Source organism: Streptomyces diastaticus subsp. diastaticus (genome assembly GCF_011170125.1).
GTDB classification, from domain to species: domain Bacteria; phylum Actinomycetota; class Actinomycetes; order Streptomycetales; family Streptomycetaceae; genus Streptomyces; species Streptomyces diastaticus.
Genome location: NZ_BLLN01000002.1, coordinates 1,125,000 through 1,138,366 on the forward strand (window position 1 = coordinate 1,125,000; position 13,367 = coordinate 1,138,366).

Below are 13,367 nucleotides of genomic sequence, written 5' to 3' on the forward strand. Positions count from 1 at the left end.
CTATGATCCCAAGGAGTCAGACCCTACGAGGGTGTCGCGAGCCGCCCATCCCGAACCGATCACGACCGCGTCCGCGACGGCGTACCCGACCAGTTCACGACCGCCTCACCACCGGCCCGGGCCGAGCCGAGGCGCCACGGGGGAGCGATCCAGTGCACCACGTGTACAACGGCATGGCGGCCAGCGAACTCCACGGCGTTGCCTGGCAGAAGAGCAGGCACAGCAACTCGCAGGGTTCGTGCGTCGAGTTCGCGAAGCTGCCCGGCGGCGGCGTCGCCGTGCGCAACTCCCGGCACCCCGAAGGCCCGGCTCTGGTCTACACGCGTGCCGAGATCGAGGCGATGCTGCTCGGCGTCAAGGACGGCGAGTTCGACCACCTGATCGCCGGGACCTGAGCGGACCGGCGGCTCCGGCCGGAGCGTGCCGGAGCCCGGTGAGCGGGTGCCGCGCCGCACCTCACACCTTGAACAGCGCCCAGACGACCTTCCCGTCGAGCTGCCCCGCCAGCGGGTGCCAGCCCCAGGCGTCGCTGAAGGAGTCGACGAGGAACAGCCCCCGCCCCGACTCCGCGTCGCAGTCCCCGGGCGGCCGGGCCGCAGGCGTCCCCGTGCTGGGGTCGCGCACGGCGCACACCAGACGGCTCTCGCAGGCCATCAGGTGCAGCCGGACCGGCGGGTCGTCGGGGCGCGGGGTGTCGGCGGGCAGCGCGTGCCGCAGGGCGTTGGTGACGAGTTCGGAGACGACCAGGGCGATGTCGTCGAACCGGGCGTCGTTCTCCCACTCCGCGAGGGTCCGCCGGGCGAACGCCCGCGCGCTGCGCACCGCTTCGTAACGGGCGGGAAGCGCGCAGGAGGCGGCGTACCGGACGTTCGCGGGGTCGAGTGGGGGAAGCCCCTGCCTTAACGGCGCGAGCATGGTCGATCCATACGTCCCCATGCGAGGCACTCCCCGGTTTCGCGGTGCGTAGCGATATGGCGGTGGTGCGCGAGCCATGGTTGCGAATGCGGGGAGCAGATGCAAGGGCAGATGCACGTGCACGCGCCGGGATTCGGGGTTCCTGTGTGCGTTGTCCACCATTTCTTCCCGTGACTGTTTCGCGCTCCCCGCGTGGAGCCTCCTCGCCCTTGTCCGTTTCCGTAACCGAACGCGTACACCCCGGAGGTTTTAGTGGCAGACTGCGGAACCCTGAACGATGGGGAGGGCTGAGAGGTGACCGCAGGCGAGTCCGGAGGCTCGGTGGTGCGGCGGATCCTGCTCGGGTCGCAGCTGAGGCGGCTACGAGAGGGACGTGGCATCACCCGGGAGGCGGCCGGCTACTCGATCCGTGCCTCCGAATCGAAGATCAGCCGCATGGAGTTGGGACGGGTGAGCTTCAAGGCGAGGGACGTCGAGGACCTGCTGACCCTGTACGGGGTCGCCGACGGCGCCGAGCGCGCCGCCCTGCTCGACCTGGCCCGCGAGGCCAACGTCGCCGGCTGGTGGCACAGTTACTCCGACGTCCTGCCCGGCTGGTTCCAGACCTACGTCGGCCTGGAGGGCGCCGCCTCGCTGATCCGGGTCTACGAGGTGCAGTTCGTGCACGGCCTGCTCCAGACCGAGGCGTACGCCCACGCGGTGGTCGAGCGCGGTATGCCCGGCGCGAGCGCCGCCGAGATCGACCGGCGGGTCGCGCTCCGCCTGGAGCGGCAGAAACTCCTCGTCTCCGAGCGCGCGCCCGGCTTCCACGTCGTCCTCGACGAGGCCGCGCTGCGCCGCCCGTACGGCGACCGGGCGGTGATGCGCGAGCAGTTGGAGCACCTGATAGAGATCAGCGAGCGGCCCAACGTCACCCTCCAGGTGATGCCGTTCAGCTTCGGCGGCCACGCGGGCGAGAGCGGAGCCTTCGCCCTGCTGCGCTTCCCCGAGTCGGACCTCTCCGACGTGGTCTACCTGGAGCAGTTGACCAGCGCCCTCTACCTCGACAAGCGCGAGGAGGTCGCCCAGTACGAACGGGCCATGGAACGGCTCCAGCGGGACAGCCCGGACCCCGGCCGCACCCGCGATCTGCTGCGCGGTCTGGTCCAACTCACTTGACACGCCCGTACCATGTGCCGCGTGTGCCCCGGGCGGCGTCCGGCGGCGCACACCGGCACTGGGCACGACCGGCCCCCCGCACGACCAGCGGGCCCGGTGAACTTCGCGTCAGCGGATAGGGATCACATGTCCGACTCCACCCCCCTCGCAGGGGCCGCCGCACCCGGCCCCGGACCCGGCTTCGCCGACTTCGGCCGGCTCGCCCACCAGTACATCGACGGGCGGTGGCGGACCGGCACCGGCTCCTGGGACATCATCGACTTCAACCCGTTCAACGGTGAGAAGCTGGCCGCGATCACCGTGGCCACCGTCTCCGAGGTGGACGAGGCGTACCGGGCCGCCGAGCGCGCCCAGAAGCCGTGGGCGGCCGCCGGGCCGCACGCCCGCCGGACGGTGCTGGAGAAGGCCCTGCGCCTCACCGAGGAGCACACCGGGGAGATCGTGGCGGCGATGTGCGAGGAGCAGGGCGCGATCCGCTCCAAGGCCCGCCACGAGGTCGAGCTGGCCTGTGAGTTCCTGCGCGAGGCGATCCGGCTGACGGTGCGCCCCGAGGGCGTCATCGTGCCGGCCTCGCAGCGCAGCCGGGAGAACCGCGTCTACCGGCTGCCCGCCGGGGTGATCGGGGTCATCAGCCCCTTCAACTTCCCCTTCCTGGTGGCGCTGAAGACGGTCGCCCCCGCGCTGGCGCTCGGCAACGCGGTCGTCGTCAAGCCCAACCAGAACACGCCGGTGGTCGGCGGCGGACTCATCGCCCGCATCTTCGAGGAGGCCGGGCTGCCCGCCGGGCTCCTCAACATCGTCGTCACCGACATCGCCGAGATCGGCGACGCCCTCATCGCCCACCCCGTGCCCCGGGTCATCTCCTTCTCCGGTTCCGACCGGGTCGGGCGGCACGTCGGCGCGGTCGCCGCGAGCCATCTGAAGCGGACCGTGCTGGAGCTGAGCGGCAACAGCGCCCTCGTCGTCCTCGCCGACGCCGACCTCGACTACGCCGTGGACGCCGCCGTCTTCAGCCGCTTCGTCTACCAGGGGCAGGTCTGCATGGCCGCCAACCGCATCCTGGTCGACCGGGCGGTCGAGGCCGAGTTCACCGAGAGGTTCACCGCCCGGGTACGGGCGCTGAGGACCGGCGACCCGCGCGAACCGGAGACCGACCTCGGTCCCGTCATCAGCGACTTCCAGGCCGACGCGCTGAGCGCCATGGTCGACCGGGCGCTGGCCGAGGGCGCCACCGCGCTGGTCCGCGGCCGGACCCTCGGCAACCTGGTCGAGCCGACCGTGCTGTCCGGGCTGCCCGCCGACTCGCCCCTGCTCCACCAGGAGATCTTCGGCCCCGTCGTCCTGCTGGTCCCCTTCGACGGCGACGAGGAGGCGGTCCGCATCGCCAACGACACGCCGTACGGGCTGAGCGGCGCCGTGCACACCGCCGACGCCGAACGCGGGGTGAACTTCGCCCACCGCGTCGAGACCGGGATGTTCCACGTCAACGACTCGACCGTGCAGGACGACCCGCAGGTCGCCTTCGGCGGTGAGAAGGCCAGCGGCTTCGGCCGGCTCAACGGCGAGGCGACCGTGGAAGCCTTCACCACCCAGAAGTGGATCTCCGTGCAGCACGGCCGGACCGACTTCCCCTTCTGACCCGCCCCTCCCCTCTGCTCCCGTCCCGCTCCGCCCGACGGTGGGTCCACGCGAGGCCGGCCGCCCACGCGGACCGTACCTGTCCGCGTCGCCCGCCACGATGGAGGTGTCCGCAGCAGCCCCGTACGGGACGGGGCCGGGCGCTGGGAAGGGCGGTTGCTCATGGTGGTGCACGTGGACCCCGAGGCACGGGGCGACGAGCGGGGCGCGCTGCTCGCCTTCCTCGACGCGGAGCGGGGCGGCGTCCGCCGGGCCCTGCTCGGGGTCGGCGAGGAGGCGGCGGCGACCAGGCCGACCGCCGGCGAGCTCTCCCTCTCCGGGCTGCTCAAGCACGTCCGGCTGACCGAGCAGGGCTGGCTGGCCCAGGCCATGGGCGCCGCCCCGCAGCCGGCCGAGGGGGAGACGTACGCCGACCACGAGCACGGCTTCGCACTGGTCGGCGAGGAGACGGTCGCCGCCGAACTGGCCGCCTGGGCGGAGGTGGCCCGCAGGACCGAGGAGTTCGTCCGTGCCGCCGAGACCCTGGACGCCACCTTCCCGCTCCCCGACGCGCCCTGGTTCCCCGTCGGCCAGCGGGTCTCGCTGCGGTGGCTGCTGCTGCGCCTCATCACCGAGACGGCCCGGCACGCGGGCCACGCCGACATCATCCGGGAGACCCTGGACGGCGCCGTCGCCTACGAGCTGGTGGCGAGGGAACGCGGCCAGAAGTGGGGTGGTTGACAGGGGCGGCGCCGGTCTGCCTTCCCGTACGCCCCTCCCGTACCCTGGTCGGCATCGACCAGGCCGGACCGGGTCCGGGCTCTGCGGGAGGCGGTGCCGCTCATGTCGGCGATCCGGATGCTGGTGCTCGGCGCGGTGCGCCAGCACCGGCGCGCCCACGGCTACCAGGTCCGCAACGACCTGGAGTACTGGGGCGCCCACGAGTGGTCCAACGCCAAACCCGGCTCGATCTACCACGCGCTCAAGCAACTGGCCCGGCAAGGTCTGCTGCTCGCCCACGAGACGGCGCCGTCCACGGCGGGCGGCCCCCCGCGCACCGAGTACTCGGTCACCGGGGAGGGCGAGGAGGAGTTCTTCCGCCTGCTGCGTGCCGCGCTCACCGGCTACGACCAGAAGCCCGACCTGCTCGCCGCCGCCCTCGGCTTCCTCGTCGACCTGGAGCGGGACGAGGCGGTGGCGCTGCTGCGCGAGCGGCTGCGCTCCATCGAGGAGTGGCGCCGCTCGGTCACCGAGTACTACACGCCGGAGGCGGGACCGGAGTCGATCGGCCACATCGGCGAGATCATGAACCTCTGGGTGCACTCCGCCGACACCGGCGCCGAGTGGACCCGCGGCCTCATCGCCCGCGTCGAGGCCGGGGCCTACACCTTCGCCGGGGAGGGCGAGCCCTTCGTCGGCGTGCTCACCGAGGGTCAGCCCAACCCGTACGCGACCGAGGGCAACCCGTACGGGCAGGGCGCGCCGCCCGCCGCACGCCCCGAGTGAGCGGCGGGCGGCCGGGTCTCACGCGCCGCCGGTGAGCCCGCCCTCCTTGAGGGCGCGGGCCACCCGGACGACCCGCTCGGCCTGCACCCTGGTGGCGGTCAGGGTCCGTTCGTCGACCGGCAGGTCGCCCTGGCCGGAGACGTGGGAGGTGCCGTACGGATTGCCGTCGACGAACTTCGAGGGGTCGGTGTATCCGGGGGCGACCAGGATGCCGCCGAAGTGGTGGACGGTGTGGTAGAGCGCCAGCAGGGTCGACTCCTGGCCGCCGTGGGCGGTGCTGCTGGAGGTGAAGCCGCTGTAGACCTTGTCGGCGAGCCGGCCCTCGGCCCAGAGGCCGCCCAGGGTGTCGATGAACTGCTTCAACTGGGCGGCGACGTTGCCGTACCGGGTGGGTGAGCCGAAGATCACCGCGTCCGCCCAGACCATGTCGTCCGGCTCGGCCTCGGGCAGGTCCTCGGTCGCCTCGGCGTTGGCCGCCCAGGCGGGGTTGGAGTCGATCGCGGCCCGCGGCGCCAGCTCGCGCACCTTCCGCAGCCGGACGTGGGCTCCCGCCTCGGCGGCCGCGGTCGCCATGGCGTCGGCGATGCGGGCGACGGTGCCGGTGGAGGAGTAGTAGACGACGGCCACGTTCACGGTGCCGGGCATGGGGACATCTCCTTCGTGTGCGGGGTCGGGCGGAAGCGGGGCCGGCGGTCCGGGGCCGCGCGAGGCGTACGCCACCGGCGACGAGCCGGCATGGCGGACATACCCGACATCATGCCCTCCCGTCTCCGTGGTCGCGCAGCGCGGAACGCCGGTCCGTGCCCTCCGCCTGCCCGTCGGCTTGCTCCTCACGCGACGTGAGGCGGCACGCTGGCGGAAGCGGTCGCCGTCCGGTGGCCGCCCAGGACGTCATGTGAGGGAACGAGGCCGTGGAACACACCGTCGGAGAGGTGGCCGCCGTCGCCGGCGTCACCGTGCGCACCCTGCACCACTACGACGCCGTCGGCCTGCTCTCCCCCTCGGGCCGCAGCAGGGCCGGGCACCGCCGTTACGGCGACCGCGACCTCGACCGGCTCCAGCGCATCCTCTTCCACCGGGCCCTCGGCTTCCCGCTGGACGAGATCGCCGCACTGCTCGACGACCCCGCCGCCGACCCCCGCGCCCACCTGCGGCGCCAGCACGCCCTGCTCACCGACCGCATCGAGACCCTGCGGCGGATGGCCGACGCCGTCGCCGCCGCCATGGAGGCAGCACAGATGGGCATCAACCTGACCCCCGAGGAGAAGTTCGAGGTCTTCGAGGGCTTCGACCCCGTCCGGTACGCCGACGAGGCCGAGCAGCGCTGGGGCCACACGGAGGCCTACCGCGCGTCGCAACGCCGCACGGCCGCCTACACGAAGGCCGACTGGCAGCGGCTCAAGGACGAGTTCGACGCGCTGCACGCCCGCGTCGCGGGCCTGCTGGAGCGCGGCGTGCCCGCCGGCGCCCCCGAGGCGATGGACGCCGCCGAGGAGCACCGCCGGTACATCGACAGCGCCCACTACCCCTGCGACGTGCGGACGCACACCGGCCTGGCCGACATGTACGTGGCCGACCCGCGCTTCACCGCCACGTACGAGGCCGTCCGTCCGGGCCTCGCCCGGTACCTGCACGACGCGATCCACGCCAACGCCCGCCGCGCGGAGCAGCCGCATGGAGTAAAGGAACAGTAAGGGCGCGGCGCCGGGACGGTCCGTGGCGTTGGTAGTTTGGTCGGCTGTACCGTCCCGCCCCGCCCACCCCAGGAGTCCGGAACAGTGAATACGCTTGCGCTCGGCCCGAGCTGGCTGGACCCGGACTACCTGCTCAACCAGTTCGGCATCTACGGCCTGCTGCTCATCGTCTTCGCCGAGTCGGGCCTGCTCATCGGCTTCTTCCTGCCCGGTGACTCGCTGCTCTTCACCACCGGGCTGCTGATCACCACCGCCCAGCTGAAGTTCCCGCTCTGGCTCGCCATCGTGCTGATCTGCGTCGCGGCGATCGTCGGCGACCAGGCCGGATACCTCTTCGGCAAGAAGGTCGGGCCCGCGCTCTTCAAGCGGCCGGACTCTCGCCTGTTCAAGCAGGAGAACGTCACCAAGGCCAACGAGTTCTTCGAGAAGCACGGCCCCAAGTCGCTGGTCCTGGCCCGCTTCGTGCCGATCGTGCGGACCTTCACCCCGATCATCGCGGGCGTCAGCTCCATGCGGTACCGCTCGTTCATCACCTTCAACATCGTCGGCGGCATCGTCTGGGGCGCCGGGGTGACGCTGCTCGGAGCCTGGCTCGGCCGGATCGCCTTCGTCCGCGAGAACATCGAGGCGATGCTGATCCTGATCGTGCTCATCTCCATCGTGCCGATCATCATCGAGTTCGTGAAGGCCCGCGGCCAGAGCAAGCGCGCCGCCGCGGCCGGGCCGGGCGCCGGCCCCACCCCGCCGCCCGCGCCGCCGCAGCGGGGCCGCCACGCCAAGCGCTGACCCAGCGGGACGGGACGAGCGGGGCGCCCGGGACCCGGGCGCCCCGCTCGCCCCGTCCGCGGGTCAGAAGCCGCGGGTCCGCTTGGCCGCGCGGCGGGTGGCCGCCTCCGGGCCGCCGGGCACCCGCAGGAAGAGCCGCGCCGTCTCGCCCCCGAGGTTCACCCCGATGGCGATGGCCATGGCCAGCGCGATGGCGGTGCTCAGCGAGGAGAGGCCGGTGCTGACGTCGCCCTGGACGATGCCGAGCAGCCCGTAGTACGTCGCCGAACCGGGCAGCAGCGGCCCGATCGCGGCCGTCACGTACGGCAGCGCCGAGGCGAACTGGATGCGCGACAGGAGCTGGCCGAAGAGGCCGACCAGGCCGGCGGCGACCGCGGTCGAGGCGACCGGGGAGATGCCCCCGGCGAAATGCATGGCGCCGTAGACCGTCCAGGCGACGCCGCCGTTGAGCGTCACCAGCAGCACCGTCGAGCGCTCCTGCTGGAGCAGGACGGCGAAGGCCAGGGTCAGCGCCATCGCCGCGATGATCTGGATCGGCGGCCGCTCCACCGACAGCAGCGCCTCCCGGGGCTGGAGCTGCGCGCCGAGCTGCACGCCCACGTACAGCATCACCAGGACGCCGACCACGATGCCGACGAAGAGGTACATGACCTCCAGCAGGCGGGCGGCGGCGGTGATGTAGTAACCCGTCAGGCCGTCCTGCACGCCCGCGACCAGCGCCCGTCCGGGCAGCAGCGCGAAGAGGCCACCGGTGATGACCGCGGAGGCGCGTACCTCCACATGGGCGAGCTGGAGGGCGATCCCTATGGCCGCGGGCGGCATCGCGGCCACCGCGAACTGGTAGAACTCCGGCAGCCCGCGACCGGCGAAGACCCACGCCATCCGGTCACCGAGGATGGCGCCGAGCGCCGCCGCCACGAAGACCGGGATGCCGCCGCCGACCAGCATCGAGGCGCCACCGGCCAGCAGACCGGCCGCCAGCGTCAGCGCCCAGGTGTCGAACGGGTGCCGGTTCCTGCGGATCTCCGCCAGCCGCCGGTACGCCTCCTCCAGCGACACGTCCGCGTCGTCCGAGCTGATGTCGTCCACCAGCCGGAAGACCGCCGCGAGGCGTGTGTAGTCCGTCCCGCGCCGCCGCACCGTCCGCGAGGCCGTCAGCGGGTCGTCGACCAGCGAGGGCTGGTACGAGATGGAGAGCAGGGTGAAGGTGACGTTCGGCTCGCAGCGGTCCAGGCCGTAGCTCCGGCAGACCGCGAACATCGCCGCCTCGACGTCCTCGGCGCCCTCGCCCCCGGCGAGCAGCAGCTCACCGATACGCAGCGTCAGGTCGAGGACGCGCGGGACGGCCGGACCGGCGTCGTCGGTCTTCTGGGTGAGGTCGGGCGCGGGGCGCTCGGCGACGGGCAGCCGGATCATCGCCCGCATCCGGTCCTGCCAGGGGCTGTTCTTGGCCAGCCGCACCATCGGTATGCCCTGGGCGGGCGTGAAGGCGGGCGGCGCGCTGCGCGCGTCGTAGGTGGCCGGCGGGGTGAACGCCGAACGCTCGGCCTCCTCACCGGCGGGGGGCGCGGCCAGCCCCTCGGGGAGGGCGAACTCCGAGGTGATCTGCGACTCGTTCTCGGCGGGCGGCGCCTGTGGGACGCCCTGCGGAGGAGTGAAGGCGCTGCGTGCCTCGTCCGACTGCGGCTTGCGGTCGTCCGCGTCCTCCGTCACCTGTCCGCCTCGCTCCTCGCGTCCTGCCGGACCGGCCCACCACCCCAGCGGTGTCGTGTCCGTGATCTTCCGTGTGCGTGCCGTGAAGCGGCGCGCGCACCCACGGGGCTCCTACCTTGGCCCGCCGCCGCGAAACCCGCGACCGCGCACACGGCGACGGGCGGCGCTCCTCCCGCGAGGAGAGCGCCGCCCGTCGCCGGAAGGGCCGCTCATCCGGCCCCCCTACGGCTCAGTGACCGGCTTCCTTGGCCCGCTGGTACGAGCGCTCGATCTCGGCCTCGGCCTCGGCGCGGCCGACCCAGTCGGCGCCCTCGACGGACTTGCCGGGCTCCAGGTCCTTGTAGACCTCGAAGAAGTGCTGGATCTCCAGGCGGTCGAACTCCGAGACGTCCTGGATGTCCTTGAGGTGGTCCACGCGCGGGTCGCCCGCCGGGACGCAGAGCAGCTTGTCGTCGCCGCCGGCCTCGTCGGTCATGCGGAACATGCCGATGACGCGGCAGGAGATGAGGCAGCCCGGGAAGGTCGAGTCGTCCAGCAGGACCAGCGCGTCCAGCGGGTCGCCGTCCTCGCCGAGGGTGTCCTCGACGAAGCCGTAGTCCGCCGGGTAGCTGGTCGAGGTGAAGAGGCGACGGTCCAGACGGATCCGGCCGGTCTCGTGGTCGACCTCGTACTTGTTCCGCGAACCCTTCGGAATCTCGATCGTGACGTCGAACTCCACCGGTGGCTCCTCCATGCTCATACAACGAGTGATCTGCGGTCCTCCCCCGGGCAGACGGGCTGCCATGCTCGCGGCAAGACGCAGTGGTTAAGTGTCCCTCACGCAGGTGTGTGTTCGCGAAAGGGGCTGGTGCGGGGTGTCCGGGCGCGGTGGGTGGCAGCTCAAGACCTGGCAGTTCACGGCGGCAGCCGCCGTGGCCGGCCTGGCCCTGGCGAGCGCGGCCGCGGCCGCCGCCGGTCCCTGGGACTCCGGCGGTCAGCGTACGGCCGAGAGCCGCCGGGCCGCTTCCGGTACGGGCACGGGTGACGCGGATCACCGTACGGAGGCGGGGCGTCCGCTCCCCGCCGGCTCCGGCCAGATCACTCCCGAGGCCCCCGCCGTGCTCGCCCCGCTGGAGGCCGGCGGGCTCGCGCCGCGCACCGGGCAGGGCGCGCGCGAGGCGGCGGCCGGGCAGGCACCGCCGCCCACCACGACCGCGCTCAAGGGCCTTCTGGAGCCCCTCCTGAAGGCCCGGGGGCTCGGGCCCGGCGCCACCGCCTCCGTCGTCGACGCCGCCACCGGCCAGGAGCTCTACGGGAGCGGCGCGAAGACCGCCATGGTGCCCGCCTCCACCGTCAAGATCGCCACCGCCGCCGCCGCCCTCAGCGTCCTCGGCCCCGATCACCGCATCCGCACCACCGTGGTCGCCGAACCCGCCCCCGGCTACGAGGACGGGGCGCCGCCCGAGCGGATCGTCCTGGTCGGCGGCGGCGACCCCACGCTCACCGCGCGCGCCGAGGCCGGGGGCAACGCCTCCCTGCGTACCCTCGCCGACCGCGCCGCCGCCGTCCTCAAGAAGCGCGGGGCCCGCACCGTCCGGCTCGCCTACGACACCTCCGCCTACAGCGGGCCGGCCCTGCACCCGATCGGCCCCAACGAGAACATCGCACCGGTCAGCGCCCTGATGGCCGACGAGGGGCGGCTCGACACCTCCCGCAGCGGGCCCGCCCCGCGCACCGCCCGGCCCGCCCAGGACGCCGCCGACGCCTTCGCCGGGTTCCTCGCCGACCGGGGTGTCACGGTCGAGGGAGCCGTACGCCAGGCCACCGCGACCGACCAGGCCGAGGAACTGGCCGACGTCCGCTCGGCCCCCCTCTCCGCCCTGGTCGAGCGGATGCTGACGCACTCCGACAACGACATCGCCGAGGCGCTGGCCCGGCAGACCGCCCTCGCCGCCGGGGCCGAGGCCGACTTCGCCGGTGCCGAACGCGAGACGCGCCGCGCCCTCGACCGGCTCGGCGTGCCCCTGGACGGCACCCGGTTCGCCGACGGCAGCGGGCTCGACCGGGCGGACCGGGTCACGGCCCGCCTGCTGACCTCCGTACTAGCCCGCGCCGCCCACACCGATCACCCCGAACTCCGGCCCGTGCTGACCGGGCTGCCCGTGGCCGGGTTCAGCGGGACCCTGGCCGGGCGGTACTCCGGCCAGGACGCGGCCGACGGCACCGGGGTCGTCCGCGCCAAGACCGGCACGCTCACCGGCGTCAACAGCCTCGCCGGAACCGTCGTCGACGCCGACGGCCGCCTCCTCGCCTTCTCCTTCCTCGCCGGCTCCACCACCGACCCCGCGACCGCCCAGTCGACCCTGGACCACCTGGCCACCACCCTGGCCCGCTGCGGCTGCTGACCCGCCACCCGCCCGGAAGCACCGCCCGCGCCGACTCGGCGCCCCGGCCGAGGCCACCGCGTGCCGGGCTGCCGGAGCGCCCGGCCGGCCGGGGCGTGGAGGTGCCTGCTCTGCCTGTCCGGCGCCTGAGGACACTGCCCGTCCGGCGCGAGGACACATCTCCAGCCCGTCCGGCGTTCGAGGGCATCTTCCAAGCCCGTCCGGCGTTCGAGGGGACCCCGCTCCGCCCCGGCAGCCGGGCCACCGAAGCCGTCCGGCGCCTGAGGACACCCCGGCCGGGCACACGGCCCCGAGGGAGGCCCAGCCGGGCCAGGACCCCGCTCCACCGGGGGCCGCCAGGCCCCCTGAGCACGTACGGTTGACGCATGACGAGCATCGGTGGTGTGGAGATGGTCGACTGGAAGCTCGCGGTCGCGACCGCGAGCAGGCTCGCCCGGCCGGGCCCGGAGATCGGGCGGGAGGAGGCCCGGGAGGTCGTGGCGGAGCTGCGCGCCCACGCGGCGGCGGCCGAGGAGCATGTGCGCGCCTTCACCGGGATGACCACGGCGGAGGGGCACGACACCCCGGTGCTGGTGGTCGACCGGCCGGGCTGGATCGAGGCCAACGTGGCCGGCTTCCGCTCTCTGCTGAAGCCCCTGATGACGAAGATGCGCGCCCGCCGGGGCAGCGGCCCGGCCGGTGTGATCACCGGGGCGGTCGGCGGCAAGGTCACCGGCGTGGAGCTGGGCGTCCTGCTGTCGTTCCTGTCCTCGCGGGTGCTGGGCCAGTACGAGACGTTCGCCCCGGCCACCCGGGAGCTGCCCGGCGCCCCGAAGGACGGCGGCCGGCTGCTCCTGGTGGCGCCGAACATCGTGCACGTCGAGCGGGAGCTGGGCGTGGACCCGCACGACTTCCGGCTCTGGGTCTGCCTGCACGAGGAGACGCACCGCACCCAGTTCACCGCCGTCCCCTGGCTCCGGGACCACCTGGAGGCGGAGATCCAGGCGTTCCTCGCCGAGACCGACGTCGACGCCGGGACGCTGCTGGAACGGCTCTCCGACGCCGTCCAGGCGTTCACCGGCGGCCGCCGCGGCGACAGTGCCACCACGGGGACGGAGGCCGAACCCGGCGCGCGCTCCGGCGCGCACCCCACCGGCTCCGCGCCCGACGCCCGGGGCGGCGACACCGACGGCCGCAGCCTCATCGACCTCGTCCAGACTCCCGCACAGCGCGAGATCCTCGCCCGGGTCACCGCCGTCATGTCCCTGCTGGAGGGGCACGCGGACTACGTGATGGACGGCGTCGGGCCGCGGATCGTCCCCACCGTCGTGGAGATCCGCGAGAAGTTCCAGCGCCGCCGCGCGGCCGGGGCCAACCGCCTCGACCAGATCCTGCGCCGGCTCCTGGGGCTCGACGCCAAGCTGCGGCAGTACCGCGACGGCGAGCGGTTCGTCCGCGCGGTCGTCGACGAGGTCGGCATGGAGGGCTTCAACCGGGTCTGGACCTCGCCCAACACCTTGCCGACGGCCGCCGAGATCACCCGCCCCGCCGAGTGGATCGCCCGGGTGCACCGCAGCCCCGAACCGTGACCCGGCGCGCGGGCCCGACAGGCGTA

General features: G+C 73.4%; 13 protein-coding genes. 9 read left to right on the forward strand and 4 right to left on the reverse strand.

All coding sequences use genetic code 11. From position 1 onward, the window contains the following. The first annotated feature begins 152 nt into the window (after positions 1–152). Complete coding sequence (locus Sdia_RS06765; RefSeq protein ID WP_100455445.1) at positions 153–395, forward strand: DUF397 domain-containing protein; 243 nt, start codon at positions 153–155, stop codon at positions 393–395. A gap of 61 nt (positions 396–456) precedes the next feature. On the opposite strand, the gene Sdia_RS06770 is transcribed toward Sdia_RS06765, so the two are convergent. After that, positions 457–936 (reverse strand): ATP-binding protein, encoded by a 480-nt coding sequence (locus Sdia_RS06770; protein ID WP_100455446.1) that lies wholly within the window; start codon positions 934–936, stop codon positions 457–459. 273 nt (positions 937–1,209) lie between these two features. On the opposite strand from Sdia_RS06770, the gene Sdia_RS06775 reads away from it, so the two are divergent. The 4 genes from Sdia_RS06775 (at position 1,210) to Sdia_RS06790 (ending at position 5,196) form a co-directional block, all read left to right on the forward strand. Beyond that, positions 1,210–2,073, forward strand: a complete 864-nt coding sequence (locus Sdia_RS06775) for a Sco1979 family transcriptional regulator (protein ID WP_100455447.1) — start codon at positions 1,210–1,212, stop codon at positions 2,071–2,073. 126 nt (positions 2,074–2,199) lie between these two features. Next, a complete protein-coding gene (locus Sdia_RS06780) occupies positions 2,200–3,711 on the forward strand; it encodes an aldehyde dehydrogenase family protein (protein WP_100455448.1) in 1,512 nt (503 codons plus the stop codon). Positions 3,712–3,873: 162 nt separating this feature from the next. Next, positions 3,874–4,431, forward strand: a complete 558-nt coding sequence (locus Sdia_RS06785; RefSeq protein WP_115068796.1) for a DinB family protein — start codon at positions 3,874–3,876, stop codon at positions 4,429–4,431. A gap of 102 nt (positions 4,432–4,533) precedes the next feature. Next, positions 4,534–5,196, forward strand: coding sequence for a PadR family transcriptional regulator (locus Sdia_RS06790; protein ID WP_100455450.1), 663 nt, complete (start codon positions 4,534–4,536; stop codon positions 5,194–5,196). Positions 5,197–5,214: 18 nt separating this feature from the next. Here Sdia_RS06790 and wrbA read toward each other — a convergent pair whose 3' ends face one another. Further along, entirely contained in the window at positions 5,215–5,841 is a 627-nt protein-coding gene (gene wrbA, locus Sdia_RS06795) for an NAD(P)H:quinone oxidoreductase (RefSeq protein WP_189500435.1), read from the reverse strand. Between the two features lie 266 nt (positions 5,842–6,107). On the opposite strand from wrbA, the gene Sdia_RS06800 reads away from it, so the two are divergent. Together Sdia_RS06800 and Sdia_RS06805 are read left to right on the forward strand one after the other, a co-directional pair. Then, complete coding sequence (locus Sdia_RS06800; protein WP_189500434.1) at positions 6,108–6,890, forward strand: MerR family transcriptional regulator; 783 nt, start codon at positions 6,108–6,110, stop codon at positions 6,888–6,890. A gap of 84 nt (positions 6,891–6,974) precedes the next feature. Continuing rightward, positions 6,975–7,676: a DedA family protein gene (locus tag Sdia_RS06805; RefSeq protein WP_100455453.1), complete on the forward strand. Its 702-nt coding sequence runs from the start codon at positions 6,975–6,977 to the stop codon at positions 7,674–7,676. Positions 7,677–7,739: 63 nt separating this feature from the next. Here the strand turns inward: Sdia_RS06805 and Sdia_RS06810 are convergent, their stop codons facing one another. Both Sdia_RS06810 and Sdia_RS06815 read right to left on the reverse strand, forming a co-directional pair. Beyond that, complete coding sequence (locus tag Sdia_RS06810; protein ID WP_100455454.1) at positions 7,740–9,389, reverse strand: threonine/serine exporter family protein; 1,650 nt, start codon at positions 9,387–9,389, stop codon at positions 7,740–7,742. Between the two features lie 229 nt (positions 9,390–9,618). Further along, complete coding sequence (locus Sdia_RS06815; protein ID WP_100455455.1) at positions 9,619–10,107, reverse strand: inorganic diphosphatase; 489 nt, start codon at positions 10,105–10,107, stop codon at positions 9,619–9,621. A 136-nt stretch (positions 10,108–10,243) separates the two neighbouring features. Between Sdia_RS06815 and dacB the strand changes: the two genes are divergently transcribed. Both dacB and Sdia_RS06825 read left to right on the forward strand, forming a co-directional pair. Then, on the forward strand, positions 10,244–11,773 hold the full coding sequence (dacB, locus tag Sdia_RS06820) for a D-alanyl-D-alanine carboxypeptidase/D-alanyl-D-alanine endopeptidase (protein ID WP_100455456.1): 1,530 nt from the start codon (positions 10,244–10,246) through the stop codon (positions 11,771–11,773). Between the two features lie 365 nt (positions 11,774–12,138). Beyond that, on the forward strand, positions 12,139–13,341 hold the full coding sequence (locus tag Sdia_RS06825; RefSeq protein ID WP_115068793.1) for an Rv3626c family coenzyme F420 biosynthesis-associated protein: 1,203 nt from the start codon (positions 12,139–12,141) through the stop codon (positions 13,339–13,341). Positions 13,342–13,367 lie beyond the last annotated feature (26 nt).